We start from the raw sequence: 25,938 nt of genomic DNA, 5'->3' as shown, positions 1-25,938 counted from the left end.
CTTCATGATCAATCGCAGAATTGCAGGACGTTGGCGCGGCTCTTTTCGCTCGGCGCGGTCTGGTCCTGTTGCAGCCAGAACTGGCATTTTGGATTGGCCTGATTGTGTTTGCTGCTTCTGGCCTGTTCCACCATTTGCTGCTGCTCGTTCCTGCGCAGGTGGTCCTCGTACTGTTCGAACATCGGGTTCTGCGCAGCGGGTTGTTCCATCACCGGCGGTCTGGTCAGTTGCTCCACCGCTTGGGCCAAGGGCGCCAATTGCTCGTTGGACAACAGGCGCCAGGCGAGCCAACAGGTCAGAGCAATCGCGATAAATCCCAGCCACAAACCGAGGGCGATGCTGCCGGTCAGTTGCAGCACATTGAGCCGGATCGGCATGGAGCGGCGCGGGTGGGGACGGTAGGGCATGACTGCCTCCTGGCGGGTGGTCGCGGGCAAGTGGCGATTGTCGCACGAAGATTAATCGTCGTCGGCTCTTCTGCGCGGGGTAATTTATGCGGACAATCGGCGTTTTTGCCAACGGGAACCTGGTATGCCTGAAGTAAAAACCCGCTGGGATATTTTTTGCACCGTGGTCGACAATTTCGGCGACATCGGTGTGACCTGGCGTCTGGCCCGCCAACTGGTGGCCGAACATTCAGTGACGGTGCGCTTGTGGGTCGATGACCTGCGGGCCTTCGAGCGGTTGTGTCCAGAAATCGACATCCACGCTACGCAGCAGTGGCAGCAGGGTGTCGAGGTGCGGCAATGGTCAGCGCACTGGCAACCCACCGAAGCCGCGGATGTCGTTATCGCCGCGTTCGCCTGCCAGTTGCCGAGTGCTTATATGGAGGCCATGGCCGACCGGGAAAAGCCGCCGCTGTGGATGAACCTCGATTATCTGAGCGCCGAAGACTGGGTCGTCGGTTGTCACGGCTTGCCGTCGGTGAAGTACAAGAATGTGCAGAAGTTCTTTTTCTTCCCGGGGTTTCGCAAGGGCACCGGTGGCTTGCTGCGTGAGAGCGGATTGCTCGAGCGGCGTCGGCAGTTTCAGCAAAGTCCTGAGGCTCAACGAGAATTCCTGCAAGGCCTGGGGGTTGAACGTGACCCGAATGCACAGCTGATCTCGCTGTTCGCCTACGAAAATACCGGGCTGGCCAGTTGGTTAGACGCCATGGCTGCCGATGCAACGCCCACTCATCTGCTGGTGCCCGAAAGCCGGATTCTCGGCGATGTCGAACGCTGGCTCGAAGTGGACGGGCTGACCGCCGGCGCGGTGCATGTGCGCGATGCCCTGACCGTGCAAGTGCTGCCGTTCGTCCGACAGGATCAATATGACCTGCTGCTGTGGAGCTGCGATTTCAACGCCGTGCGCGGCGAAGATTCCTTTGTTCGCGCGCAATGGGCAGGCCGGCCACTGCTCTGGCACATCTATCGGCAGGACGAAGATATTCATCTGGACAAGCTCGATGCCTTCCTGGCCCTGTACACCCAAGGCCTGTCCAAGCCTGCTGGCGAGGCGATCGGCGGTCTATGGCGGGCGTGGAACGCAGGTGAGACAATGATGGATCACTGGAAATCAACCCGCAAACACTGGCCGGAACTGGAAAAACATGCCGAGGCGTGGTGTCTGGAACAAGCCTTGCAGGCAGATCTTGCCGCAGCGCTGGTACAGTTTTACCTAAATTGGATATGATACGCGGCCTAGATTTTTGTAAATCCCATCCAAATTCGGATATTCGCAATGAAAACTGGTAAAGAACTGAAACCCGGTATGGTGATCCGTATCGACAACGATCCTTGGCTGGTTCAGAAAGCTGAATTCACCAAGTCGGGTCGTAACAGCGCGATCATGAAGACCAAGCTGAAAAACCTGTTGACCGGTTACAAGACCGAAACCGTTTACAGCGCCGACGACAAACTGGACGACGTAATCCTCGACCGTAAAGAAGCGACCCTGTCCTTCATCAGCGGCGACTCCTACACGTTCATGGACACCACTGACTACACCATGTACGAGCTGAACGCTGAAGACATCGAAGCCGTTCTGCCTTTCGTTGAAGAAGGCATGACCGATGTTTGCGAAGCCGTGTTCTTCGAAGATCGTCTGGTTTCCGTAGAATTGCCGACCACTATCGTGCGTCAGGTTGACTACACCGAAGGTTCCGCTCGCGGTGACACTTCCGGCAAGGTGATGAAGCCTGCCAAACTGAAGAACGGTACCGAACTGTCGGTTGCTGACTTCATCGAAATCGGCGACATGATCGAGATCGATACCCGCGAAGGCGGTTCCTACAAAGGCCGTGCTAAATAAGCACCGCTTGAGGAATGAAAAAGCCCGACCATTGAGTCGGGCTTTTTTGTGGGCGCTGCTCAGACCTTGGAGTCAGACGGCAACGTGCAGGCGTACATCGACGTTGCCACGGGTGGCGTTGGAGTACGGGCAAACCTGGTGGGCGGCGTCGACCAGGCTTTGTGCGTCGGCTTGTTCAAGGCCTGGCAGGCTGATGTGCAGGTCGATGTCCAGACCGAAACCGCCAGGGATCTGGCCGATGCCGACATGGGCGGTGATCGAGGCGTCATCCGGGATTTTGCGTTTAGTCTGGCTGGCGACGAATTTCAGCGCGCCAATGAAGCAGGCGGAATAGCCGGCAGCGAACAGTTGTTCAGGGTTGGTTGCCGCGCCGCCAGCGCCACCGAGTTCTTTCGGGGTGGCGAGTTTGACGTCGAGGACGTTGTCGCTGGAGATCGCACGACCGTCACGGCCGCCGGTGGAGGTTGCGATTGCGGTGTAGAGAGTTTGCATGGGGTGAGCCTCGTTCGCGATTTGATTATTTGCGCTAAATGTTTGCGCGCTAAGTAAGTGCAAAGTGAATGTAGCTCGCTAATATTTAGTGCGCAAGATAAATTTCTGAAGAAAATTGACTCAGCCCATCACCTGGAGATTCGATCAGGCGGGAGATGCTTGAGATAGAGGCTTTCGTGCGGGATTTATGCGAAGTGAATTTTTTTGCGACGGGGAGGACGCCTTCGCGGGCGATCCGACTTGCCCGCGAAGAATGATAACGCGGTCTAAAGGCTGTCTTGCAGGTGGCTGCGCAGCTCCTGGAGATCCGCTTGCAGCTTCTTCAACTGTTCCAGCGTCTGCCCGCTGGCGCCGAGGATGCACTGCGGAATATCGCGTGCTTTGTCTCGCAGCGCATGGCCTTGCTCGGTGAGTTCGACAATCACTACCCGTTCGTCTTCGCGGCTGCGGGTGCGGCTCAGCAGGCCTTCGGCTTCCAGGCGTTTGAGCAGCGGGGTGAGGGAGCCGGGATCGGTCAGCAGTCGGCTGCTGATTTCGCCGACCGTCAATCCGTCCTTTTCCCACAACACCATCATCGCCAGGTACTGCGGATACGTCAGGCCCAGCGCTTGCAGCAGCGGCTTGTAGACCTTGGTCATCAGCAACGAAGTGGAATGCAGGGCGAAGCAGACCTGATTATCCAGCAGCAGGTTATCGCAGTTGTCCGGGGTGTCGCGCTCGGTGTTCATTTCAAAGCCTTGATCAGTGATCGTCATGAATCTAGCGGGCGAATCTTTAATGCGCCAGATAATTATGGATCAGTGGCGGTCCAGGTTGGTCTGCAGCGCCAGATCCCACGGTGGGATGGGGCTGAAACGGGTCTTCAGGTATTCCAGCAGCAAGCGGCTACGCGAACTGGGTTGTTGCTCCAGACGTAACGCATAAATACCGGTGCTTTCCGGTTTTGGCAGGCCTTTTTCGCAGAACAGCGGCAGCAGTTCACCGCGCAATAAATATTCACTGGCCAGCCAGGTCGGCAGATGCGCGACGCCCAACCCGGCCAGTGCGCCGCAGACCAGCGCCTCTGCGTTGTTGGCGCTCATGCGGATTCGCGCAGGCCGGTGCAAGTGCATCTGCCCATCCCGCTCGAAGCGCCAGGCGAACGGCGGAGCCAGGCCGTCCCAATCCAGACCGTCGTGGTCGACCAATTGCGCCGGCTCGGTCGGCACGCCACGGCGTTGCAGGTAATCGGGGCTGGCGCAGGCGATGCGCACCATGCTCGCCAGCGGCGTGGCCACCAACCGGGTATCGGCCATTTGCCCGGCACGCAGTACCAGGTCGACCTTGCCCAGGTTCGAACCCTGCATGTCGACAAAGCTGTCGATCAGGTGTAATTGCACGTCGAGGCCGGGGTAAAGGGTCAGGAAGTCGGCAATCACCGGTGCCAGATGGCGTCGTCCGAACGCTGCCGGCGCATCGACCCGAATCAAGCCTACCGGCGCATTGCTCAGGGATACCGCTTCCGCTCGGGCCAGCCGCAGTTCCGCAACGATCCGTCGTGCACGCTCGGAGAATGCCAGACCCGCCGGTGTGGCTCGCACCGCATGGGTGCTGCGAATGAACAGCTGACTGCCGACGGCACCTTCCAGACTATCGATGCGTCGCGCCACCGCCGATGGCGTCAGGGGATGACGGCGGGATGCAGCGGAAAAACTGCCGGTTTCCAGCACATCCAGAAACAACCCGAGTTGTTCGGTCAATTGATTGGGATTCATGGTTTCGTCAACGCTTGTGCGAATTTGGCACAGCCATTGTGCGTTGCTGTGCATTTCCCCGCCAGAGCCGACTGCGTAGGATAAACGGCCTGACAAGAGGAAAATCGCCTGTGATCGAGTTCGTGATGTACCTGGTTTTTGGCGCTGCCTTGGGCACCCTTGGCGGACTCTTCGGCATTGGTGGCGGGTTGATAGCGATTCCGCTGTTGGGCGTATGGTGCGGTCTCGATCAGCAGGTCGCCCAAGGTACGGCGCTGGTGATGGTAGTGCCGAACGTGATGCTGGCGCTGTGGCGCTATCACCAGCGAAATCGCATTGAATTGCGCCATGCGCTGCCACTGGCGTCGATGGGGTTCTGCTTTGCCTGGATCGGTTCGATCTGGGCGGTGGGCATCGATGCGCAAACCATGCGCGTGGGCTTCGTCGCGTTTCTGGTCGCGCTGTCGGCCTACAACCTGATGCGAATGTTCACCGCCACCGCACCGGCGGCTTCGCAGATGCATTATTCATGGCCATGGCTGGGCGTGCTCGGCGCGGCTTCCGGGACTATGGGCGGGCTGTTTGGCGTGGGTGGGGCGGTGGTGGCAACGCCGGTATTGACCAGTCTGTTCGGCACCAGCCAAGTGGTTGCCCAAGGCTTGTCGCTGGCGCTGGCATTGCCGAGCACGGGCGTTACGTTGGCGACTTACGCGGTGCATCATCAGGTGCACTGGCCGATCGGTATACCGTTGGCGGTCGGTGGACTGATGAGTATCAGTTGGGGCGTGAGAATCGCCCACGCGCTGCCGGAGAGGCTATTGCGCGGGCTGTTCTGTGGTTTTCTGGTGTTCTGTGCGGTGATGCTCGCTTTTAAAGCTTGAAGCCTTCGATGATGTGTTCGGCCAGGCATTCGGTGATCGGCGAAGGGTTGTTCAGGTTGCGGATCAGCATGATGCTGGCTTCCGGCAACAGGGGCAGGTCCTGGTCGGTGCCGAGGATGCGCATGTCCGGCGTGATCAGGCTTTCCAGTTGCGCGGTGATCGCAAGCCCCGCGCTGACCACCGCCATCAATGCTGACAGGCTGGAGCTGTTGTAGGCAATGCGGTAATCGCGGCCCATGGCGTCCAGCGCATTACACGCCCAGACGCGGCAGAAACAATCACTGTTGAACATCGCCAGCGGCAGCGGCGTCTGCTCATGGGCGTTGAAGCATTGGGCTTCGGCCCAGACAAAACGCTCCTTGCGCAACAACTGGCCGATCTCGTTACCTGGCTCGCGGGTGACGATGGACAGGTCCAGATCCTGGCGCTGCAACAGTTGCCGGGTCGATTCGCAATGAACCTCGATCTGGATCAACGGGTAGAACTGCGCGAAGCGCGACAGGATGCCCGGCAGAAAGCGCATCACGTAGTCGTCAGGCGTGCCGATGCGCACCGTGCCGACCATGTGCGGCTCGCGCAGGGTATTGAAGACTTCGCTGTGGAGTTTGAGGATGCGCCGCGCATAGCCCAGCAATACCTGGCCTTCGGCGGTCAGCTTGACCTGGCGCCCGTCGCGTTCGAACAGCTGGCGCTGCAACACGTCCTCTTCCAGGCGTTTCATCTGCATGCTCACCGCCGACTGGGTGCGGTTGACCATTTCCCCGGCGCGGGTAAAGCCGCCCTGATCAGCGATCGCGACGAAGGTGCGTAGTACATCGGTGTCGATACTGGGGTAGGCGGACATTCATCAATCTCCGAGATGTATGCCATCAGAAACATTCGTTGGATTGATCTTAGCGCTGGAGCGAAACTGGATCCATCCCTAAAGGAGGGCTACACGATGAAAGGTCACAACGAGCATGTAACGCAAGAAAAATTCTCAATCCACGCGGTATCCGATCTGCTGCACAAGTTTAGTCGCTGGTACGAACTTCACCGTGAACGTGAATTACTGGCGAGCTTGAGCGACGAAGCGCTGAAGGATATTGGCGTGAGCCGCGCAGATGTAGAGCATGAGTCGGTAAGACCGTTCTGGGATGATCCGATGCATAAATGATGAGGCCATCGCTACACAAACCGCTTTCGGGTGAGGTAGGTTGCGAGCAGACAAGGAGATGCTCATGCCCGCCACACTGTCCTTTTCCCTCAAACAGGCTCGGCGTCTGGCGCTGGCTGCCCAAGGGTTCAACGGGCGCCAGCCGCCAGCGGCGATCAAACCGGTTCAGCTCAACCGGCTGATCGAACGACTCGGCATTCTGCAGATCGATTCGGTCAATGCGTTGGTGCGTTCGCACTACCTTCCCTTGTTTTCCCGTCTTGGCAATTATTCAACCGACTTGCTCGATCAGGCAGCCTGGAGTCAGGGGCGTCGACGCACGTTGTTCGAGTATTGGGGTCACGAAGCATCGTTGTTGCCCTTGTCGATGTACCCCTTGATGCGCTGGCGCATGCAGCGCGCAGCCCGCGGCGAAGATATCTACCAGCAACTGGCGCGTTTCGGTCGTGAGCAACAGGACACGATTCGCCGCGTGTTGGCGTCGGTCCAGGAACTCGGTGCATTGGGGGCGGGTAGCCTGTCGACCCGTCAGGAGCGGGCAGGGCCGTGGTGGGACTGGAGCGCCGAAAAACATGCGCTGGAATGGTTGTTCGCCGCCGGTGAAGTGACCGTCGCCAGCCGGCGTGGGTTCGAACGGCTTTATGATTTGCCGGAGCGGGTGATTCCATCGGCGATACTTCAGCAGTCCTTGCCCAGTGAAGCGGAGGCCCAGTGCGGGTTGTTGCTGTATGCCGCCACGGCGTTGGGCGTCGGCACGGAAAAGGACCTGCGGGATTATTTTCGCTTGAACCCGGCAGACAGCCGGCCGCGTCTGGCTGAACTGGTCGAGGGCGGTGATCTGTTGGTCTGTGAAGTTGAAGGCTGGCGACAACCGGCCTATTGCCTGGCTGAGCCGAAGGTGCCGCGCAAGGTCGAGGCCAGTGCGCTGCTTTCACCGTTCGATTCGCTGATTTGGGAGCGCAGCCGTACCGAGCGATTGTTCGATTTCCGTTATCGGCTGGAGATTTATACGCCGCAGCACAAGCGAGTCTATGGCTATTACGTGTTGCCGTTTTTGCACAATGAGCGGATCGCTGCGCGGGTCGACTTGCGAGCCGAACGAGCGTCGGGCCGGTTGGCGGTGCATGCCGTGCATGAGGAACAGCCGGGGCTGGATGATGAAGGGATGCGGGCTTTGGCGGTCAATCTGCGGCGGATGGCAGACTGGTTGGGGCTTGAGCGGGTTCAGCTGAATTGCCCGCGGGCGAGTGCGGCGCGGTTGCGGGTGGCGTTGGCTCAATTCAGTGTTGTTTGAATTGACGCCTTCGCGGGCAAGCCTCGCTCCTACAGGTTTTATGTCGTCCACCGGAAATGTGAACGACCCAAAACCTGTAGGAGCGAGGCTTGCCCGCGAAGGGCTTAACGCGATTTAACGGCGGACTTGCTTCAGGGTCTCGGCAATCAAAAACGCCAGTTCCAGCGACTGATCGGCATTCATCCGCGGGTCGCAATGGGTGTGATAACGATCCGACAACCCATCTTCGGTAATCGGCCGCGCGCCGCCGATGCATTCGGTGACGTTCTGCCCGGTCATTTCGATGTGGATGCCGCCGGCATAACTGCCTTCCGCTTCGTGAACCTGGAAAAACTGCTTCACCTCGCCAAGGATCTGCGCGAAGTCGCGGGTCTTGTAGCCGCTGCTGGCCTTGATGGTGTTGCCGTGCATCGGGTCGGAGCTCCAAAGCACTTGCTTGCCTTCGCGCTGCACCGCGCGGATCAGCTGCGGCAGGTGATCGCCAACCTTGTTCGCGCCCATCCGCGCAATCAGGTTCAGGCGACCTGGGTCGTTGTCCGGGTTGAGCACATCGATCAGGCGAATCAGGTCTTCAGGGTTCATGCTCGGGCCGACCTTGACCCCGATCGGGTTATGCACCCCGCGCAGGAATTCGACGTGAGCACCGTCCAGTTGGCGGGTACGGTCGCCGATCCACAGCATGTGGGCCGAACAGTCGTAGTAGTCGTTAGTCAGGCTGTCGCGACGCACGAAAGCTTCTTCGTAGTTCAGCAGCAGCGCTTCGTGGGCGGTGAAAAAACTGGTTTCGCGCAGTTGCGGCGAACTGTCCATGCCGCAGGCGCGCATGAAGGCCAGGGTTTCATCGATGCGATCGGCCAGGTGGCTGTATTTCTCGGCCAGTGCCGAGTTGGCGATGAAGTCCAGGTTCCATTTGTGCACCTGATGCAGGTCGGCAAAACCGCCCTGGGCAAAGGCGCGCAGCAGGTTCAGGGTCGCGGTGGACTGGTGGTAGGACTGCAGCAGGCGATCCGGGTCCGGCACGCGGCTTTTTTCGTCGAAACCAATGCCGTTGACGATGTCGCCACGGTAGGCCGGCAGCGTCACGCCGTTGATGGTTTCATCGTTGGCCGAACGGGGTTTGGCGAACTGACCGGCCATGCGTCCGACTTTGACCACCGGGCAGCCGGCGGCGAAGGTCATGACGATCGCCATTTGCAGCAACACTTTAAAGGTGTCGCGTATTTTCGCGGCGGAGAATTCGGCGAAGCTTTCGGCGCAGTCGCCGCCCTGCAACAGAAACGCCCGGCCCTGGGTGACTTCGGCAAACTGACGGCGCAACTCCCGCGCTTCACCGGCAAAAACCAGTGGCGGATAGCTCGCCAGGGTTTGCTCGACGTGCAGCAAATGGGCCGCGTCGGGGTATTGAGGTTGTTGCTGGATCGGCAAGGCGCGCCAGCTGTCAGGGCTCCAGGGTTGGCTCATCGCAGTCTCTAGTGTTTTACGTTCGGACGGTTATGTTATCAGCAATTAGTGCGTGACCTGTTCCCGTCGCTTCGCGGACAATTGCGCCTTTGCCGCTTTATGTTGCGGTTCATCGCGTTGCCGGAGCCGGTAACGACCAGGAGACGAAATGACTGAGGAGCGCGTCGAGCATCTGCTCGCCGAGGTACAGGATGAGTTCGGCGTGATTCGCGTGCTGGAAGTGGCCGATTACCGTTTTCTGGAGTTCGGTGACGCCATCGAACAGAGCTGTGTGTTCACCGCCGACCCGAGCTGGCTCGAGTACGATTACACCCGCGCGATGCTGATTGGCGCGTTGTGCCACGAGCAGCCGGAAAGCGCGCTGTTCCTCGGCCTCGGTGCCGGCACGCTGACCCAGGCCTGCCTGAAGTTCCTGCCACTGGAAGATGTCGAAGCCATCGAGCTGCGTCCCGACGTACCGCGCCTGGCCATCGAATACCTGGGGCTGGATGACGATCCGCGGCTGTACATTCGCGTCGGCGATGCGCTGGAATTGCTCGATACGGCGGAACCGGCCGATCTGATTTTCGTCGACCTGTATACCGATGTCGGGCCGGGTGTCGGGCACCTGGCCTGGAGCTTTCTGGAAAACTGTCAGAAACGCTTGAATCCGGGTGGCTGGCTGGTGATCAATCAGTGGGCCACCGACGACGGCAAACCGTTGGGCGCGGCGTTGTTGCGCGGGCTCTATCACCGGCATTACTGGGAGTTGCCGGTGAAGGAGGGCAACGTGATTCTGATCGTGCCATCGGAGCTGGATCAGGAGCTGGACATGGAAGGGCTGATCGCCCGCGCGGAAGGCCTGGCGCCGCGATTGGGGTATTCGTTGCAATCGTTGATCAAGGATATTCGGCCGGCGACTTAATACGATGAGGTCATCTGTGGCGAGGGAGCTTGCTCCCGCTTGAGTGCGCAGCACTCACAAAATCTGTATTGATGTACAAGGATTGTTGGGGCCGCTTCGCAGCCCAGCGGGAGCAAGATCCCTCGCCACAAAAGCCGATCTGTCAGCAGCCTTTGAAGACGCCCGGCCGCTTCTCGATCATCGACCGCACACCCTCCTTGGCATCCTCGCTGTTGAGCAGTTTCTTCACCAGCGCCGGCAATGCCCGGGCCGCAGCAGTTTCACCCTCATAGCGCGCCTGTCGCGCAGACATCAGCGTCGCTTGAACTCCCAGCGGCGCCTGCCTCGCAATCCTTTCAGCCAGCTCGACCGCCCGTGGCAGCAGATCCTCGCTGGCCATGACTTCCTGCACCAGGCCCAGATGCAAGGCGTCATGTGCGTCGAATTCATCCCCGGTAAGCAGCCAGCGCATGGCATTGCCCCAACCGGCGACCTGATGCAGGCGCAAGGTTGCGCCGCCGAACGGGAAGAGCCCACGCTGTACTTCCTTTTGGGCAAAACGGGTATTGCTGGCGCACAGGTTGATATCGGCGGCCAGCATCAACTCGATGCCCGCGGTCAGGCAATAGCCCTGCGCCGCGACAATCACCGGTTTGCTGATCCGGGGGCCGCCGAACACGCCCCAGGGATCGCAGCCACCGGGTGGTGCCTGCCAGCCTTCGGCCAGGGCCGCGCCGGCGCTGACCAGATCGAGCCCGGCAGTGAAATGCTCGCCATGACCGAACACCACCGCGACTCGAGCCTCACTGTCGGCCTCGAACTCGCCATAAGCCAGGCTGAGTGCATTGAGCAGGTCGAGGTCGAAAGCATTGCGCTTGGCCACCCGATCCAGGCCGATCATCAGGACATGACCGTGCCGTTTACGGGTTACACGACTGGGGCTGGGCTGATTCATGGAGCATTTCCTCGGGCGGGAAGGGTGTGTCAGACCAAAGGTCTGCGTCGCAAGGGTGAACCGTTTTAGCGCCATCGTCAGCAGGGCCGGGCCTTTGCAAAATAGACGGTTGTACGATTATCCGCAAAGCCCGTGACACAACGGCGTATGCCGGTTTTTTCCGATAAAAAAAGCTCCCTTTTTTGCCGAATTCCGGTATAGTGCGCGCCGGCCTTTAACCGGGCCGCGTTTAGGTAGCGCAATTCCCCGAAGCCAGCTTCGGCTGCACGTCCGCCCCGCGGACTCTTCCTTGACGATTCTTTTCATTCATTCGTTTTCGCAAATCCCCGCCGACAAAGCTGCCAGGGCGACTCTTGAGTCTCAACACGGCATGCGCAGCTTTGGAGCATGGGTCTTTGCGGATGCACTTAGAGGCAGACCCATGACCCAGGAAATCGGCGGCTTCGCCGCTCTTGAACTTCACCCTAATATTGTCGCTGCAGTAGTCGCTACCGGCTATGAAGAGCCTTCGGCCATTCAGCAGCAGTCGATCCCGATCATTCTCGCCGGTCACGATATGATTGGCCAGGCGCAAACCGGTACCGGTAAAACCGCTGCCTTTGCCCTGCCGATCCTGCACCGCATTGATCCGTCCAAGCGCGAGCCGCAAGCTCTGATCCTGGCCCCAACTCGTGAGTTGGCGCTACAAGTTGCAACCGCTTTCGAAACCTACGCCAAGCAAATGCCGGGCGTAACTGTTGTGGCTGTCTACGGCGGCGCGCCGATGGGCCCACAATTGAAAGCAATCCGTAATGGCGCACAGATTGTTGTCGCCACTCCGGGTCGTCTGTGCGACCACCTGCGTCGCGACGAAAAAGTCCTGGCTACCGTGAACCACCTGGTTCTCGACGAAGCGGACGAAATGCTCAAACTGGGCTTCATGGACGACCTGGAAGTTATCTTCAAGGCCATGCCGGAAACCCGTCAGACCGTATTGTTCTCGGCCACCCTGCCGCAATCGATCCGTGCCATCGCCGAACGCCACCTGCGCGATCCGAAGCACGTGAAGATCCAGAGCAAGACTCAGACCGTTACCGCGATCGAACAGGCTCACCTGTTGGTTCACGCCGACCAGAAGACTTCTGCCGTTCTCAGCTTGCTGGAAGTGGAAGATTTCGACGCCCTGATCATGTTCGTGCGCACCAAGCAAGCGACCCTGGACCTGGCCAGTGCCCTGGAAGCCAAAGGCTACAAAGCCGCTGCGCTGAACGGTGACATTGCTCAGAACCAGCGTGAGCGCGTAATCGAATCCCTCAAGGATGGCCGTCTGGACATCGTTGTGGCGACCGACGTTGCCGCTCGTGGCCTGGACGTTCCGCGTATCACTCACGTGTTCAACGTTGATATGCCGTACGACCCGGAATCCTACGTTCACCGTATCGGCCGTACCGGCCGTGCCGGTCGCGAAGGTCGCGCGCTGCTGCTGGTCACTCCTCGTGAGCGCCGCATGCTGCAAGTGATCGAGCGTGTTACCGGTCAGAAAGTTGCCGAAGTTCGCCTGCCGGACGCTCAAGCTGTTCTCGATGCCCGCATCAAGAAATTGACCAACAGCCTGTCGCCGCTGGTAGGTGATGCCGAGTCGACTCACGGTGATCTGCTGGATCGTCTGACTGCCGACATCGGTTGCAGCCCGCGTGCCCTGGCCGCAGCCCTGCTGCGCAAGGCTACCAACGGTCAAGCGCTGACCCTGGCGGCTATCGAGAAAGAGCGTCCACTGGTGCCGAACAATGCACCGCGTGGCGATCGTCCAGAGCGTTCCGGTGATCGTCCGGACCGTGGTGACCGCGAGCGTCGTGCTCCGATCCCGCTGGCTGAAGGTCGTGCTCGTTGCCGTACCGCGCTGGGTGCGCGTGACGGTATCGCTGCCAAGAACCTGCTGGGCGCCATCCTCAACGAAGGTGGTCTGGCGCGTGAAGCCATCGGTCGCATCCAGGTGCGTGACAGCTTCAGCCTCGTCGAGCTGCCGGAAGATGGTCTGGAGCGTTTGCTGACCAAGCTGAAGGACACTCGCGTTGCCGGCAAGCAGTTGAAGCTGCGTCGCTACCGCGAAGATTGATCCGCCCTCGGGCTGATTGATCGCACATAAAAAATCCCCGACTGGTTCGGGGATTTTTTTGCCTGCAGGTTTGTGTCCGGCGTTTGTGCGGAGTCGGTCTACCTGTCAGCCGAAACGATAGATATCCATCCCCAGTGCTCCCATGGTGAACCCCTGGTGCACAACGCTGAACTCGCCCCCGGCCGCGCGGGCGAAGTACAGCGGCAACAGATGTTCGTCACTCGGATGGTTGCGTACAGCATTCGGCGCTTGCTGGCGATAGTCGTGCAACGCGGCTTCGTCGTTTGCTTCGAGCTTCTCGATCATCCAGTCGCGGAACGCCTTGGCCCACGGTTCGACGCTTTCCGGGCCGGCGTGCCAGTCCAGTTCGCGCAGGTTGTGGGTGATGCTGCCAGAGCCGATCAACAGCGCGCCGTGTTCACGCAGGCTGGCCAGGGCATGGCCAACGCGGGTTTGCAGGGCAGGACCGCCGCGGGTGGGCAGCGAGACCTGCACCACCGGGACATCGGCCTGCGGATACATCAACGACAAGGGCACCCAAACGCCGTGATCCAAGGGGCGCTGGGGGTCTATGCGCGCAGGCAGGCCGTCGGCCTTCAGCAGTTCGACAACCTCCGCCGCCAGTTGCGGATTGCCGGGTGCCGGGTATTGCACCTCGAACAAGGCCTGCGGAAAACCACCGAAGTCGTGCCAGGTTTCGGGGTGAGGGTTGCCGCTGACCAGCAGTTCGCTACTTTCCCAGTGCGCGGAAACGATCACAATGGCCTTGGGTTTCGACATTGCTGCGGCCAGATTCGCGAGGGCCGGCCCACTGGCGCCGGGTTCCAGGGCCAGCATGGGGGAGCCATGAGAGATGTACAGGCTGGGGAACATAAATAAGCTCCTGAGAGTAAGATGGCAGCATCTTCAGTCAGATCATTGATCTAAATCTAATATAAGTTTTAGAGTCTTTTGATCGAATTTTTCGGGGTTAATTATGCAACCGGAGTTTTGGCACAAACGGTGGGCGTCGAATCAGATCGGCTTTCATCTGCCGGAAGTAAATCCCTATCTGCAACGGTTCTGGCCGCAGTTGGGCCTTGATGAAGGTTCTCGCGTACTGGTGCCGTTGTGTGGCAAGAGCCTGGACCTGTTGTGGCTGGCACACTGCGGTCATGAGGTTCTGGGTATCGAGCTGTCGGAAAAGGCCATCGAGGACTTTTTCAATGAGCATCAGTTGGACCCGGCAATCAGCGAGCAGGGGCCTTTCAACGTCTATCGGGCCGGGTCGATCGAGCTGTGGTGCGGCGATTTCTTTGAGTTGACGGCAGGCGATGTTGCCGATTGCAGCGCGCTGTACGACCGCGCGGCGCTGATCGCCTTGCCGCCGGCGATGCGTGAGCAATACGCGGCTCATCTGATCCGGATTCTGCCAAAGGATTCTCTAGGGCTTTTGATTACGCTGGATTACGACCAGAAGCAAATGGCCGGGCCGCCGTTTGCTGTGCTTGATGAGGAAGTGCAACGGCTGCTGGGGGGCTCGTGGGAGCTGAAGATCCTGGAAGACCAGGATGTCCTGGGTGAGAGCTGGAAGTTTCTCGAGGCCGGTGTCACGCGGCTTGAGGAGCGTGTGTATCGGGTTTCCAGCCATTAAGGTGTGTTGAGCTTGCCCGCGAAGAGGGCCTGAAGAGCACCGCATTAATCAAACAGACAAAAAAAGGCCCGCATTCACTGCGGGCCTTTTCTTTTAGTGCTGCGGAAGCTGTCAGCCCCGGCGACGCAGTGCGTCGATGCGTTCTTCCAGCGGCGGGTGGCTCATGAACATGCGGGCGAACCCTTGTTTGAGACCACCGTTGATGCCGAAGGCATTCAGGGTGTCCGGCATGTGCACCGGCAGCCCTTGTTCGGCACGCAGACGCTGCAGGGCGCCGATCATTGCGCTGGTACCGGCCAGGCGTGCGCCTGCGTCGTCGGCACGGAATTCGCGCTTGCGCGAGAACCACATGACGATGGCGCTAGCCAGAATGCCCAGGACCAGTTCGGCGAAGATCGTCGCCACGTAGTAGGCAATGCCCTGGCCTTCTTCGTTCTTGAAGATCACCTTGTCGACAAAGTTGCCGATGATCCGGGCGAAGAACATCACGAAGGTGTTCACCACGCCCTGGATCAGCGCCAGGGTGACCATGTCGCCATTGGCCACGTGACCGATTTCGTGGGCCAGAACGGCTTTCACTTCATCCGGCGAGAAGCGCTCGAGCAAGCCCTGGCTGACCGCGACCAGTGCGTCGTTCTTGTTCCAGCCGGTGGCGAAGGCGTTGGCTTCATAGGCCGGGAAAATCCCGACTTCGGGCATCTTGATCCCGGCTTCGCGGGACAGTTGCTCGACGGTTTGCAGCAGCCATTGCTCGTGCCGGGTGCGCGGCTGGCTGATGATCTGCGTGCTGGTGCTCATTTTCGCCATCCACTTGGAGATGAACAGCGAGAACAGGGAACCGGCGAAACCAAAGACCGCACAGAAAATCAGCAGCTGATTGAGGTTGAGATCAACCCCGTTGGCCGCCATGAACCCGTTGAAGCCGAAAAGGCTCAGGGTGATGCTGGCAATCAGCACGACCGCCAGGTTAGTGGCCAAAAACAGCAAAATGCGCATCATGGTTGTAGAAATCTCCTCGTGCTAAAGATGTAGCGTACTGCGGGGTATATAAGGTGCTGCACCGGGCTATTCAACCGGGTGACTATTTCAAACTGTGTCCTACGGCAACAGTCTAGTTGCTTGAAGGGCATTTCCGACGTCGACATGGGAAACGGTTGTCAGCCGATTAGCTTCACAAGCCCCCGCCGTTGTTGGGTATGGGCATGAAGCGTGTCGTCAGTCAGCGCTTGAAACAGCGAGGCAGGGCAGGGCGCACAGATGTGTTGCTGAATTAATCACCGTGCGACTTTTACTCGCGTCGCACGGTGACAGGCCATTTACTGGCGGTAGGACTTGAGGAAGTTGCCGATCCGGCCAATGGCCTGATCCAGGTCGTCGACCCGTGGCAGGGTGACCACGCGGAAGTGATCTGGCCATGGCCAGTTGAAGGCCGTGCCTTGTACCACCAGCAGCTTTTCCGAGAGCAGCAGGTCGAGCACGAATTTCTCATCGTTGTGGATCGGGCAGACTTTCGGGTCGATCCGTGGGAACGCATACAGCGCGCCCATCGGCTTGACGCAGCTCACGCCGGGAATGTCGTTGAGCAGTTCCCAGGTACGATTACGCTGTTCCAGCAGGCGCCCTTGGGGCAATACCAGGTCGTTGATGCTCTGATAGCCACCGAGTGCAGTCTGGATCGCGTGCTGGCTCGGCACGTTGGCACACAGGCGCATATTAGCCAGCATGTCGATGCCTTCGATGTAGCTCTGGGCGTGGTGTTTCGGGCCGGAAATGGCGATCCAGCCGGAGCGGAAGCCGGCCACGCGATAGGACTTGGACAGGCCGTTGAAGGTCAGGCACAGCAGGTCCGGTGCCAGCGAGGCGGTGCAGATGTGCACGGCGTCGTCGTACAGGATCTTGTCGTAGATCTCGTCGGAGAACACCACCAGATTGTGCTGACGGGCCAGCTCCAGCATGCCCAGCAGGACTTCTTTCGAATACACCGCGCCAGTCGGGTTGTTCGGGTTGATGATCACCAGGGCCTTGGTGTTCGGGGTGATCTTGGCCTTGATGTCGGCCAGGTCCGGCCACCAGTTAGCCTGCTCGTCGCACAGGTAATGCACCGGGTTGCCGCCCGCCAGGCTCACTGCGGCGGTCCACAGCGGATAGTCGGGGGCCGGCACCAGCACTTCGTCGCCGTTGTTGAGCAGGGCCTGCATCGACATCACGATCAGCTCGGAAACGCCGTTGCCCAAGTAAATGTCTTCAATGCCGACGCCTTCCACCTGCTTTTGCTGGTAGTACTGCATCACGGCTTTACGGGCGCTGAACAGGCCTTTGGAGTCGCTGTAGCCCTGGGCGGTCGGCAGGTTGCGGATCACGTCCTGAAGGATTTCATCCGGCGCTTCGAAACCAAAGGGCGCCGGGTTGCCGATGTTCAGCTTGAGGATGCGATGGCCTTCCTCTTCCAGGCGTTTGGCGTGCTTGAGCACTGGGCCGCGAATGTCGTAGCAGACGTTGGCGAGCTTGTTCGATTTGCTGACCTGCATGGCGATGTGTTCCCGAAAATGAACGATCCAGGCGGCGTATGAACGACCGTGCTGGGAATCCTGCGTATTCACACAGGCCTGACGCCTTGAGTGGCGGCACTCATAATCCGTTTGAATGCGCTTGGTCTGGCTGCCAGACTGGCGTTTGACGAGGCGCAATCATACGTGCCGCCCGATCCGTGGAAAAGGTACAGATCGGGCTTTTTCAACTGCTGAGGTGTATCGATGGAAAAGTTGGAAAAAAACCTGGAAGAATGGCGGGCCATGCTTGATCCGGAGCAGTACAACGTTTGCCGCCTCAAGGGCACCGAGCGGCCGTTCTCCGGTAAATACAACGGCACCAAAACCGACGGTGTCTACCACTGTATCTGCTGCAACGCACCGCTGTTCGACTCTAAAACCAAGTTCGATTCCGGCTGCGGCTGGCCGAGCTTCTACGCGCCGATCGGCGACAGCGCGATGGTCGAGATCCGTGATATCAGCCATGGCATGATCCGTACCGAAGTGGTCTGCGCCAAATGCGATGCGCACCTTGGGCATGTGTTCCCGGACGGTCCGCCGCCAACCGGTTTGCGTTATTGCATCAACTCGGTGTGTCTGGACCTGGTTCCTCGCGAATAATCCGCCGTCGCACGTCTGGCTTGTGTATGCAGGAGCAGCCTTCGGCAGCTCCTGCAATGATGTTCGCGTGTCGGGGATGTATTGATTTATTAAATTGCACACAATTCAATTGCTCGCTATGTTTGATATTCCTTCATTCGGAGTTCGTGCCATGAGCGACAACCTGCTGAGCATCCCTTGCACCACCATCAAGGGGGAGCAAAAGACCCTGGCCGATTTCGCCGGTAAAGCGGTGCTGGTGGTCAACACCGCCAGCAAATGCGGCTTCACCCCGCAGTACAAAGGCCTCGAAGAGCTCTGGCAGAGCTACAAGGATCAAGGTTTGGTGGTGCTCGGGTTTCCCTGCAATCAGTTCGGCCAGCAGGAGCCGGGCAATGAAGGGGCGATTTCCGAGTTCTGCGAGCTGAATTACGGAGTGAGTTTCCCGTTGTTCAAGAAGATCGAAGTCAACGGTGCCGGCGCCCATCCGCTGTTCGTTCAGCTGAAAAAACGCGCGCCAGGTGTATTGGGTTCCCAGGGCATCAAATGGAACTTCACCAAGTTCCTGATCGGCAAGGACGGTCAACTGGTCAAGCGCTTTGCTCCGGCAACCAAGCCGCAAGCGCTGCGCCGCGAGATCGAAGCCCTGCTCAAATGAACACGTTGTCAGTCGATTCGCTGAAGCTCGACAGTCAGCTCTGCTTCAAGCTGTATGCCGCTTCTCGAGCGGTGATCCGTGCCTATAAGCCGATGCTCGATCAACTGGGCCTGACCTACCCGCAATACCTGGCGATGCTGGTGCTGTGGGAATGGCAGGAGGCGGCGCCGGAGCAGCCGACGGTCAAAGCGCTGGGTGAGCGCCTGGCGCTGGATTCCGGAACCCTGACGCCGCTGCTCAAGCGTCTTGAGCAACTGCAACTGGTGCAGCGTCAGCGTTCGGCGCGCGATGAGCGGGAGGTGCACTTGAGCCTGTCGCCAGCCGGCAAGGCCTTGCGCGAACAGGTCGGGCCGCTCAAGGCCCGCTTGTTGTGCGATAGCGGTGTCGATCTGGATCGCCTGAATGAGTTGCGCGATGGCCTCGATCACTTGTTGGGGCAAATCAAAGCGCTGTCGTAGTGGGTATCCACAAGTCGAGCAGGGCCGCCAGTTCTTCCCGGCGAAAGGGTTTGGCCAGGTAGTCGCTCATGCCCGCCGCACGACAGCGTTCGCGTTCTTCGGACATGGCGTTGGCGGTCAGGGCGACGATGGGCAGTTGTGGCCAGCGCCCGCTGCGACGGATCTGCCTGCTGGCTTCATAGCCATCCATCACCGGCATGTTGCAGTCCATCAGCACCAGGTCGAATTCACTGTGCTCGAGCTGATCCAGGGCTTCGGCGCCATGGGCCGCGACGCTCACTTCGCAACCGAGTTTGCCGAGCATTCCCTTGGCCACCAACTGATTGACCGGGTTGTCCTCCACCAGCAGGATGCGCCCGCGTCGCTGGGTAGAGAGGACTTCAACCCGCGCCCCGTTGATCGTGTTGAGTTCCGGCTGCAAGATCCGCCGCAATGTCTGGTAAAGCGCATTGCGCGCCAATGGTCGCGCCTGCTGCTGCAAGGGCGCCAGGGCATTGACTTGCTCGCTGGGCAGGAAACTGCCGTAGGCGGTCACCAGTAGAATCGGCGCGGTGAAAGTAGGGCGTAGGCCAAACAGGCATTCGGGGCAGTCGGTGATCAGCACATCCGGTTTCAGGCCGATCAACCGGTCATCGATGGAACGCTGTTGATAGCCGAGCCCCCATACGGGTAGTAGATTCTGTAGCAGTTCCGCCAGACCGCTGCTGGCGGCCGTGATCGCGACGATGTTGCCTTGCAGCGCCGCTGGCGGGATGGCGCGGGTGTGGCAGGGCAGCGGCAGATCAGCGCAGAACTGACTGCCGAAGCCTGCTTCCGAGTTGATTGTCAGGCGCCCCTGCATCGCTTCGCAGAGGTTATAAGTCAGCGCCAGGCCCAGCCCGGTACCGCCGAATTGTCGGGTAATGCCGGCACCGGCCTGGGTGAACGGTTGAAAGATTTTGACCTGAGCGTCTTGGGCAATGCCGATGCCGGTGTCGCAGACCTCGATTCGCACGCCGTCTTCGAACGTTGAAAGACGCACATCGACCCGCCCGAAACGGGTGAACTTGAGGGCGTTGGACAACAGGTTGCTGACGATCTGCCGGACGCGGGTCGGATCACCGAGCACCAGAGCCGGAAATTGTGGGTCGATCAGGCACGTCAGTTCGACGCTCGGCGCGGCGTTCTGGGACAGCAGGTTGGCGGTGTCTTCGATCAATGAGCCGAGGTCGAATGGAATGTGTTCGAGTTCCAGCTGGCCGGCATCGAATTTCGACAAGTCGAGAATATCGTTGAGCAGTTCCACCAGCACTTTGCCCGAGTCATGGGCGATGGACAGTTGTTGTTGCTGCTCGGCATTGAGCGGGCCGTCCAGCGAAAGCGCGATCATCCCCAGCAGACCATTGAGGGGCGTGCGGATTTCATGGCTCATGTTGGCCAGGAACACTGAGCGTGCCTCGGCCATGTCCAGGGCGGTGCGGCGGGCGACTTCCAGCTCCTCGTTGGATTGACTGAGCCGGGAGTTGATGGCCTTGAGTTCCGCAGTGCGGGCCGAGACGATGTTTTCCAGTTGCGAAAGGTAGTCGGTCAGACGGTTTTCAGCGTTGCGCCGCTGCTGGATTTCGGTGGCGATGTTTTCGAACTGCTGATTGGCGACCTTGACCAGGATCCCGATTTCATCGTTTTCATGCCCCGCCGGATACTCCAGCCAGGTCGGCTCCGCGCTACGCGGATCACGGCCACTGAGTTCGCGGATGACCCGCACCAGCGGTTTGGTCAGCATCACGTAAAACAGCGCCAGCAGAATGCCCGTGAGGATCAGGCTGCGCGCGAAGCCATTGAGCAGGGTCACTTCGGCCCGGCGCAGGAAACGGCTGCCAAAGGCGTAGGTATCGACTTCGAGTTGCAAGGTCCCGAGGGATTCGTCCGGCAAGTGGTCGAGGTAAAGACGGTCTTCAAACTGTCGGTTGGCGCCGAACAGGAAGTCGCTGAGCATCCGGTAACTGTTTTCCAGGCCCGGGCGTTTGACGCTGGCCAGCACCGTATTGTTGTTGTCGGTCAATTTCGCGCCGATGATCGCCGGGGAGCGCAGCAGACCCAGGATCAGCTCCTGGGCAAGTTCGGCGTCGATGTTGTAGGCGATGCGAGACGCGGGGTTGTGGCTGATTTCCAGCAAAGACAGGATTTCGCGGTTGATGGAGGCGTCTTCACTGGCATAATCGATGCCAATTTGCACAAGGCTGAGCAGCGTGCCCAGAATGAAGCCGACCAGCACCGTAAGCTTGGCTTGCTTGTACGACAGCCGCTGGCTGAACTTGATATCCATGGGATGTTGAACCACTTCCGTTTCCCTTCGCTGCTCAAGCATAGTCGATCATCAATGGATACCGATGTTCTCGCAAAACACCTGTACGGGGTGTTGGCCGGGCATCGGATGCTGTGTTTCGTCGCTGTACCGCCATCATCACTGTGAACGTGCCCGAGGAGAAGACGTGGATTCCCGATTGAATGCTTTTCTTGAACGCGCCGATGCCGTTCTGGCCCGTATCGAACCGCTGCTGCCGGCGCCTCGGCAAACTGTCGACTGGACACACTGCCTGGCCGCACGCTGGCAACGCGAGGGTCGCAACGGTTTTCTGTTGCCGCTGCAAGTCAGCCTCGACATGCGCCTGTCCGACCTGATCGGCGTTGACCGGCAACTTGAGCAATTGGGCCGCAATACTCAACAGTTCCTCGACGGCATGCCTGCCAATCACGCCTTGCTCTGGGGCTCGCGGGGCACCGGTAAATCGTCGCTGGTGCGCGCCTTGCTGGCCGAACACGCCAAGAGCGGCCTGCGGCTGATCGAGATCGAGCGCGATCACCTGGCGGACTTGCCGCGAGTGGTCGAGCAGATTGCCAAGCTGCCTCAACGGTTTGTGCTGTTCTGCGATGACCTGTCGTTCGAGTCGGGCGAGGGCGATTATCGCGTGCTCAAGAGCGTACTCGATGGCTCTCTCGAGCAGGCGCCAGATAACGTTCTGCTGTACGCCACCTCCAACCGTCGCCATCTGGTGCCGGAAAAGGAAAGCGATAACGAAAACTGGAAAAGGGTCGATGGCGAGCTCCATCCCAATGAGGCGGTGGAAGACAAGATCGCGCTGTCGGACCGGTTTGGCCTGTGGCTGTCGTTCTATCCGTTTACTCAGGAACACTTCCTCAATGTCGTCGAGCACTGGATCGGCCAATTGGCCGATAAGGCCGGCCTCAAGTGGCAGCGTGACGAAGAGTTGGACATCCTCGCGGTGCGCTGGGCCACGGGCCGGGGTAATCGCAACGGACGTTGCGCGTATCAATTTGCCCGCTATTGGGTCGGGCTGAAGCTGTTGGAGCAAAAGGCATGATCGATTTGCAAAAAAGCGGCCAAGGCCTTGAGGGCTACGGCATGTTATGGGCGCAGCTGGAATCGTTGCTGGCGGAGGAGCGTGATTTTATCGCCAACGCCGCGCAATTTTCCGCGTTTCTGTTCAACCAGCTCGATGACTTGAACTGGGCCGGTTTCTACCTTAATCGCAATGAAGAACTGGTGCTTGGCCCGTTTCAAGGGCAGATCGCCTGTGTGCGTATTCCATTCGGGCGCGGTGTGTGCGGGGCTGCTGCTGCCACCTTGCAGACCCAGCGGGTCGAAGACGTGCACGCTTTCCCCGGCCACATCGCTTGCGACAGCGCATCGAATAGTGAACTCGTCGTGCCGTTGGTCAAGGACGGTCGACTGATCGGTGTGCTCGATCTCGACAGCCCGAAACTGGCGCGTTTCAGCGCTGACGATCAAGCCGGAATCGAGCAACTGGCGGCGATTTTCCTGCGTCTGACCGACTGTTGATCAGGCTTTCAAGCCGGCCTTGATCAGCAGGCTTGTCGGGTCAACGGCATCGATCTGTTGTGGCTCAAGGAACTGGTTGGCGTACTGCATGTAGATTTCGTCGTTGATGAATAACCCGAACAATTCAGTGTCGATGTGGGCGTCACGGCACATGGTGGCCATGATGCCCAGTGCTTCGCTCAACGATTTGGCTTTCTTGTAGGGGCGATCGGCGGCGGTCAGCGCTTCGAAAATATCGGCAATCGCCATCATTCGCGCCGGCAGGCTCATGTCTTCGCGTTTCAAGCGTTTGGGATAACCGGTGCCGTCCATTTTTTCGTGATGGCCGCCGGCGATCTCCGTGACGTTATTGAGGTGGTCGGGGAAGGGCAGGTGACTGAGCATCAGGATCGTCTGCACCATGTGGTGATTAATGATGTAACGCTCCTCGCGGGTCAGGGTGCCTCGGGCGATGCTCAGGTTGTAAAGTTCGCCCCGGTTGTACTTGTAGCGCGGCACGTCGAGCTTGAAACCCCAGGGATTGTCGGCCGGGATCAGTTCGCTGTCGGCGCGCTCGAGCAGATGCTCGGGTTTGTCCGCCAATAGCGGCTCGCTGACCGGCAGGGTCGGCGCCGGGGTCCGGGCCTGGCGACGGTTCTCTTCCCACGAAACGCCAAGCCGATCATCCAGGGTTCGGGTCCAGGTACGTTGGGCGATGGTGTTCAGCCGCTGCAGATCGGCCTCGGCCATGGCCTCGCTGCCCAGGTTGCAGCGCGCCAAGAATGCGAAATCATCATCCAGCGCCGCCAGGTTCGCATTACGCAATTGCGCCAGAGGCGGCTCGTCCCCCCCCTGAGCGATGGCCTGCCAATAATTGATCCAGACATCCCGCTTGAGGACTTCGAAACGGGTGCGGATTTCGTGGATGCGGTCGTACAGGGTCTCAAGTTTCGTGGCTTTGTCGACCACGTATTCAGGGGTCGTGACCTTGCCGCAATCATGCAGCCAGGCGGCGATATGCAGTGCTTCCCATTCATCTTCGTTGGGCTGATAGCTGCGGAAGGCCGGGTCCTGACTGGCGGCGGCCGCCTGCGCCAGCATCAGGGTCAGAGCCGGCACCCGCTGGCAGTGCCCGCCGGTGTAAGGACTCTTGGCATCGATTGCGCCGGCCAGCAATTGAATGAACGAGTCCAGCAGTTGTTTTTGCCTGGCTTGCAGGCGCTGGCTTTCGATACTCACGGCGGCCGCGCCAGACACAGCCTGGAGAAACGCGATGCGATCCGGGCGCAGTTTTTCCAGGTCGTCTTGTGTGCCACTGTCGGCCAGTAGCAGGATCAGCAGGCCCACGGTTTCGTTATGACGATTGTGCAGGCGAATACCAATCAGGTGAACCCGCGGGCACTCCAGCGCGAGCAAAACTTTCTGCAGATCCGCCGCCTGTTCGAAGCCTAGAGACGTGACGACATTGTCGGCGGTCGACAGCGTCTGCATCCACTCAGGGCTCCGCGGATCCTGAGGTACGTGTCCTTGGATGTCGAATGACGGCAAGGCCTGTGAACTGCCGTTGATGACCAGCGCATGAGGTTCCACGCGATTTTCATCGTTTTCACGCAGGTAGATCAGACCGGCCTGGGCCTGGCCGATCTGCACGGTTTCAAACAACACCCGTTGCAGCAAGGGGGCGAAACGGGTTTCGGCGCTCAAACTGTCGGTGATCCGGAAAAAACTCGCCAGGGTGTCTTTCATGCGCCCCATCGACACGCTCAGTTGATCAACTTCCAACACTGGCGAGCGACGGCTGGCCGGAAAATTGAAATCGAAACTACGAATCGCATCGGCTTCCCGCACCAGGGCGCGCAAGGGTTTGACCAGGACCCTCGAGGTCAGCCAACCCATGGGCAGGCACAACAGTAGCGTCGCCAGAGTAATCAGCGCACCTTGCCAGCGCATGCGGTAGGCATCGACGAGCAATTCGTCCTCCGGCACCAACAGCGCCAGTTGCAGCCCCTGGGGGCCGCCTTCCTGCATGCTGCTGCGCGCCACGATCCATTGACGACCCGCGGCGTTCAGGCGATTGACCTCGGTGGGGCTGGAGAGCAGGGCCGCGAGGCTGGGGCTCAGGTCGGCGGCTTTGATCAGCCGGGCTGTCTGGTCGTCGACGATCAGTTTGCTGCTGTCGGGGTAGGCGATAGCGTTACCCTCGGCATCGATCAGCACTATTTCGGTATTGGGGGTCACTACATGTTTGGCCAGGGTTGCCGACAGTTCCGCCAGCGTAAGGTCGGCCCCCATCACTGCTTGCTCGCCGCTGCGCCGGGCGAGCGTGGTGCCAATGTTGTGGGTAGAGAAAAACAGATAGGGTTCGGTGGTGATCTGATCTCGTTCGGTGCGGGCGCTGGAGAACCAGGCGCGAGTACGCGGATCGTAGATTTCGTCGGGGTTGTCCAGGCGGCTGAGAAGGGCCAGGTTCTGATCGAAAAACAACGATTGGGAGCGGACTTGACCGCTGGCTGGGTGCTCGATGCTCCATACCTGATACGCCGCCATGTCCGGTGCCTTGACCTGTGTTTTCAAGTCGACGCTGCGCAGTGGGCGCACCATGAAGAAATCGCCGTTGCCGTAGCCCAGGTACAGCGAGGCCAGATCGGGGTTGTCCGTGAGCGATTGACTGAAGGGCTTGAGCAGCGCCAGGCGTTGCTCAAGGTCTGGCGCCTGGGTTGCGGGATTGTCCGCCAGCAGGCTCAGCAGATGACGAATCGGCTCATAGGTGCGATGCAGGTCCAGACGGACATCCTGCTCGATGCGATTGAAGAGCTTGTCACTGCTGGAAAGAATGATCTGGGTGGTTTGCCGATAATTGAAAATGCCCAGTACTACCCCGGTCAGCAACAACAGGAACGTGAACATCACGCTGATATGGAAGTGCAGGGGGAACCGGCGTTGATCCGGGCGCAGTGGGCTGGGCATTGCAGCTTTCTCCGTGATGATGAACACACTGC

Annotated in this window: 25 protein-coding genes; 13 read left to right on the top strand and 12 right to left on the bottom strand. The window is 59.5% G+C overall.

What is annotated here, in order from left to right; genetic code table 11:
• Window positions 1–8: 8 nt before the first annotated feature.
• Window positions 9–407, bottom strand: a complete 399-nt coding sequence (locus AC30D7_RS15780; RefSeq protein ID WP_490134692.1) for a hypothetical protein — start codon at window positions 405–407, stop codon at window positions 9–11.
• Window positions 408–531: 124 nt separating this feature from the next.
• Here AC30D7_RS15780 and earP point away from each other — a divergent pair, with 124 nt between their 5' ends.
• On the top strand, window positions 532–1,674 hold the full coding sequence (gene earP, locus AC30D7_RS15775) for an elongation factor P maturation arginine rhamnosyltransferase EarP (protein WP_490134691.1): 1,143 nt from the start codon (window positions 532–534) through the stop codon (window positions 1,672–1,674).
• A 48-nt stretch (window positions 1,675–1,722) separates the two neighbouring features.
• Complete coding sequence (locus AC30D7_RS15770) at window positions 1,723–2,292, top strand: elongation factor P (protein ID WP_490134690.1); 570 nt, start codon at window positions 1,723–1,725, stop codon at window positions 2,290–2,292.
• A 72-nt stretch (window positions 2,293–2,364) separates the two neighbouring features.
• Here the strand turns inward: AC30D7_RS15770 and AC30D7_RS15765 are convergent, their stop codons facing one another.
• From AC30D7_RS15765 to AC30D7_RS15755, 3 genes are all read right to left on the bottom strand, one after another.
• Window positions 2,365–2,784 (bottom strand): organic hydroperoxide resistance protein, encoded by a 420-nt coding sequence (locus tag AC30D7_RS15765; protein WP_477813616.1) that lies wholly within the window; start codon window positions 2,782–2,784, stop codon window positions 2,365–2,367.
• A 266-nt stretch (window positions 2,785–3,050) separates the two neighbouring features.
• The gene (locus AC30D7_RS15760; RefSeq protein WP_026286713.1) at window positions 3,051–3,512 is read right to left on the bottom strand and encodes a MarR family winged helix-turn-helix transcriptional regulator; all 462 of its coding nucleotides are present in this window, start codon (window positions 3,510–3,512) and stop codon (window positions 3,051–3,053) included.
• A gap of 69 nt (window positions 3,513–3,581) precedes the next feature.
• Window positions 3,582–4,538 (bottom strand): LysR family transcriptional regulator, encoded by a 957-nt coding sequence (locus AC30D7_RS15755; protein WP_490134689.1) that lies wholly within the window; start codon window positions 4,536–4,538, stop codon window positions 3,582–3,584.
• Window positions 4,539–4,663: 125 nt separating this feature from the next.
• Between AC30D7_RS15755 and AC30D7_RS15750 the strand changes: the two genes are divergently transcribed.
• Window positions 4,664–5,398 (top strand): sulfite exporter TauE/SafE family protein, encoded by a 735-nt coding sequence (locus tag AC30D7_RS15750; RefSeq protein WP_490134721.1) that lies wholly within the window; start codon window positions 4,664–4,666, stop codon window positions 5,396–5,398.
• Here the strand turns inward: AC30D7_RS15750 and AC30D7_RS15745 are convergent.
• Entirely contained in the window at window positions 5,388–6,242 is an 855-nt protein-coding gene (locus AC30D7_RS15745) for a LysR family transcriptional regulator (protein WP_490134688.1), read from the bottom strand. The two genes, AC30D7_RS15750 and AC30D7_RS15745, sit on opposite strands and share 11 nt — an antisense overlap.
• Window positions 6,243–6,338: 96 nt before the next feature.
• On the opposite strand from AC30D7_RS15745, the gene AC30D7_RS15740 reads away from it, so the two are divergent.
• Together AC30D7_RS15740 and AC30D7_RS15735 are read left to right on the top strand one after the other, a co-directional pair.
• Window positions 6,339–6,554, top strand: coding sequence for a DUF1127 domain-containing protein (locus AC30D7_RS15740; protein ID WP_490134687.1), 216 nt, complete (start codon window positions 6,339–6,341; stop codon window positions 6,552–6,554).
• A gap of 64 nt (window positions 6,555–6,618) precedes the next feature.
• Window positions 6,619–7,848: a winged helix-turn-helix domain-containing protein gene (locus AC30D7_RS15735; RefSeq protein WP_490134686.1), complete on the top strand. Its 1,230-nt coding sequence runs from the start codon at window positions 6,619–6,621 to the stop codon at window positions 7,846–7,848.
• Between the two features lie 114 nt (window positions 7,849–7,962).
• On the opposite strand, the gene AC30D7_RS15730 is transcribed toward AC30D7_RS15735, so the two are convergent.
• Window positions 7,963–9,309, bottom strand: coding sequence for a class II 3-deoxy-7-phosphoheptulonate synthase (locus tag AC30D7_RS15730; RefSeq protein WP_007899909.1), 1,347 nt, complete (start codon window positions 9,307–9,309; stop codon window positions 7,963–7,965).
• Window positions 9,310–9,457: 148 nt separating this feature from the next.
• Between AC30D7_RS15730 and AC30D7_RS15725 the strand changes: the two genes are divergently transcribed.
• Window positions 9,458–10,213, top strand: a complete 756-nt coding sequence (locus tag AC30D7_RS15725; RefSeq protein WP_007940010.1) for a spermidine synthase — start codon at window positions 9,458–9,460, stop codon at window positions 10,211–10,213.
• A gap of 142 nt (window positions 10,214–10,355) precedes the next feature.
• On the opposite strand, the gene AC30D7_RS15720 is transcribed toward AC30D7_RS15725, so the two are convergent.
• Entirely contained in the window at window positions 10,356–11,147 is a 792-nt protein-coding gene (locus AC30D7_RS15720) for a crotonase/enoyl-CoA hydratase family protein (RefSeq protein ID WP_490134685.1), read from the bottom strand.
• 421 nt (window positions 11,148–11,568) lie between these two features.
• Here AC30D7_RS15720 and AC30D7_RS15715 point away from each other — a divergent pair, with 421 nt between their 5' ends.
• The gene (locus AC30D7_RS15715; protein WP_018930020.1) at window positions 11,569–13,242 is read left to right on the top strand and encodes a DEAD/DEAH box helicase; all 1,674 of its coding nucleotides are present in this window, start codon (window positions 11,569–11,571) and stop codon (window positions 13,240–13,242) included.
• A gap of 105 nt (window positions 13,243–13,347) precedes the next feature.
• Here AC30D7_RS15715 and AC30D7_RS15710 read toward each other — a convergent pair whose 3' ends face one another.
• A complete protein-coding gene (locus AC30D7_RS15710; protein ID WP_490134684.1) occupies window positions 13,348–14,115 on the bottom strand; it encodes a DODA-type extradiol aromatic ring-opening family dioxygenase in 768 nt (255 codons plus the stop codon).
• 103 nt (window positions 14,116–14,218) lie between these two features.
• On the opposite strand from AC30D7_RS15710, the gene AC30D7_RS15705 reads away from it, so the two are divergent.
• A complete protein-coding gene (locus AC30D7_RS15705; RefSeq protein WP_490134683.1) occupies window positions 14,219–14,875 on the top strand; it encodes a thiopurine S-methyltransferase in 657 nt (218 codons plus the stop codon).
• Window positions 14,876–14,986: 111 nt separating this feature from the next.
• Here the strand turns inward: AC30D7_RS15705 and htpX are convergent, their stop codons facing one another.
• The gene (gene htpX / locus AC30D7_RS15700) at window positions 14,987–15,874 is read right to left on the bottom strand and encodes a protease HtpX (RefSeq protein ID WP_008075669.1); all 888 of its coding nucleotides are present in this window, start codon (window positions 15,872–15,874) and stop codon (window positions 14,987–14,989) included.
• A gap of 317 nt (window positions 15,875–16,191) precedes the next feature.
• Entirely contained in the window at window positions 16,192–17,403 is a 1,212-nt protein-coding gene (locus AC30D7_RS15695; protein WP_007940017.1) for a pyridoxal phosphate-dependent aminotransferase, read from the bottom strand.
• A 225-nt stretch (window positions 17,404–17,628) separates the two neighbouring features.
• Here AC30D7_RS15695 and msrB point away from each other — a divergent pair, with 225 nt between their 5' ends.
• The 3 genes from msrB to AC30D7_RS15680 all read left to right on the top strand — a co-directional run bounded on the left by msrB (window position 17,629) and on the right by AC30D7_RS15680 (window position 19,119).
• Window positions 17,629–18,024: a peptide-methionine (R)-S-oxide reductase MsrB gene (msrB, locus tag AC30D7_RS15690; protein ID WP_490134682.1), complete on the top strand. Its 396-nt coding sequence runs from the start codon at window positions 17,629–17,631 to the stop codon at window positions 18,022–18,024.
• A 151-nt stretch (window positions 18,025–18,175) separates the two neighbouring features.
• Window positions 18,176–18,661, top strand: coding sequence for a glutathione peroxidase (locus tag AC30D7_RS15685; RefSeq protein WP_018930016.1), 486 nt, complete (start codon window positions 18,176–18,178; stop codon window positions 18,659–18,661).
• The gene (locus AC30D7_RS15680; RefSeq protein ID WP_490134681.1) at window positions 18,658–19,119 is read left to right on the top strand and encodes a MarR family winged helix-turn-helix transcriptional regulator; all 462 of its coding nucleotides are present in this window, start codon (window positions 18,658–18,660) and stop codon (window positions 19,117–19,119) included. Before AC30D7_RS15685 ends, AC30D7_RS15680 begins: the two co-directional genes overlap by 4 nt.
• Here AC30D7_RS15680 and AC30D7_RS15675 read toward each other — a convergent pair.
• On the bottom strand, window positions 19,103–21,424 hold the full coding sequence (locus AC30D7_RS15675) for a hybrid sensor histidine kinase/response regulator (RefSeq protein ID WP_490134680.1): 2,322 nt from the start codon (window positions 21,422–21,424) through the stop codon (window positions 19,103–19,105). The genes AC30D7_RS15680 and AC30D7_RS15675 overlap by 17 nt on opposite strands.
• Before the next feature lie 166 nt (window positions 21,425–21,590).
• On the opposite strand from AC30D7_RS15675, the gene AC30D7_RS15670 reads away from it, so the two are divergent.
• Both AC30D7_RS15670 and AC30D7_RS15665 read left to right on the top strand, forming a co-directional pair.
• A complete protein-coding gene (locus tag AC30D7_RS15670; RefSeq protein ID WP_019582525.1) occupies window positions 21,591–22,481 on the top strand; it encodes an ATP-binding protein in 891 nt (296 codons plus the stop codon).
• Window positions 22,478–22,960 carry a GAF domain-containing protein gene (locus tag AC30D7_RS15665; protein ID WP_490134679.1) on the top strand — a complete coding sequence of 161 codons (483 nt, stop codon included), beginning with the start codon at window positions 22,478–22,480 and terminating at the stop codon, window positions 22,958–22,960. The genes AC30D7_RS15670 and AC30D7_RS15665 overlap by 4 nt, the downstream gene beginning before the upstream one ends.
• On the opposite strand, the gene AC30D7_RS15660 is transcribed toward AC30D7_RS15665, so the two are convergent.
• A complete protein-coding gene (locus tag AC30D7_RS15660) occupies window positions 22,961–25,906 on the bottom strand; it encodes an HD domain-containing phosphohydrolase (RefSeq protein WP_490134678.1) in 2,946 nt (981 codons plus the stop codon). It lies immediately after the preceding gene.
• Window positions 25,907–25,938: the final 32 nt, after the last annotated feature.

The sequence above is a fragment of the Pseudomonas sp. DF5 genome, assembly GCF_058148225.1.
The sequence above is the reverse complement of the archived record's forward strand: the minus strand, read 5'-3'. Positions and strand labels throughout refer to the sequence as shown.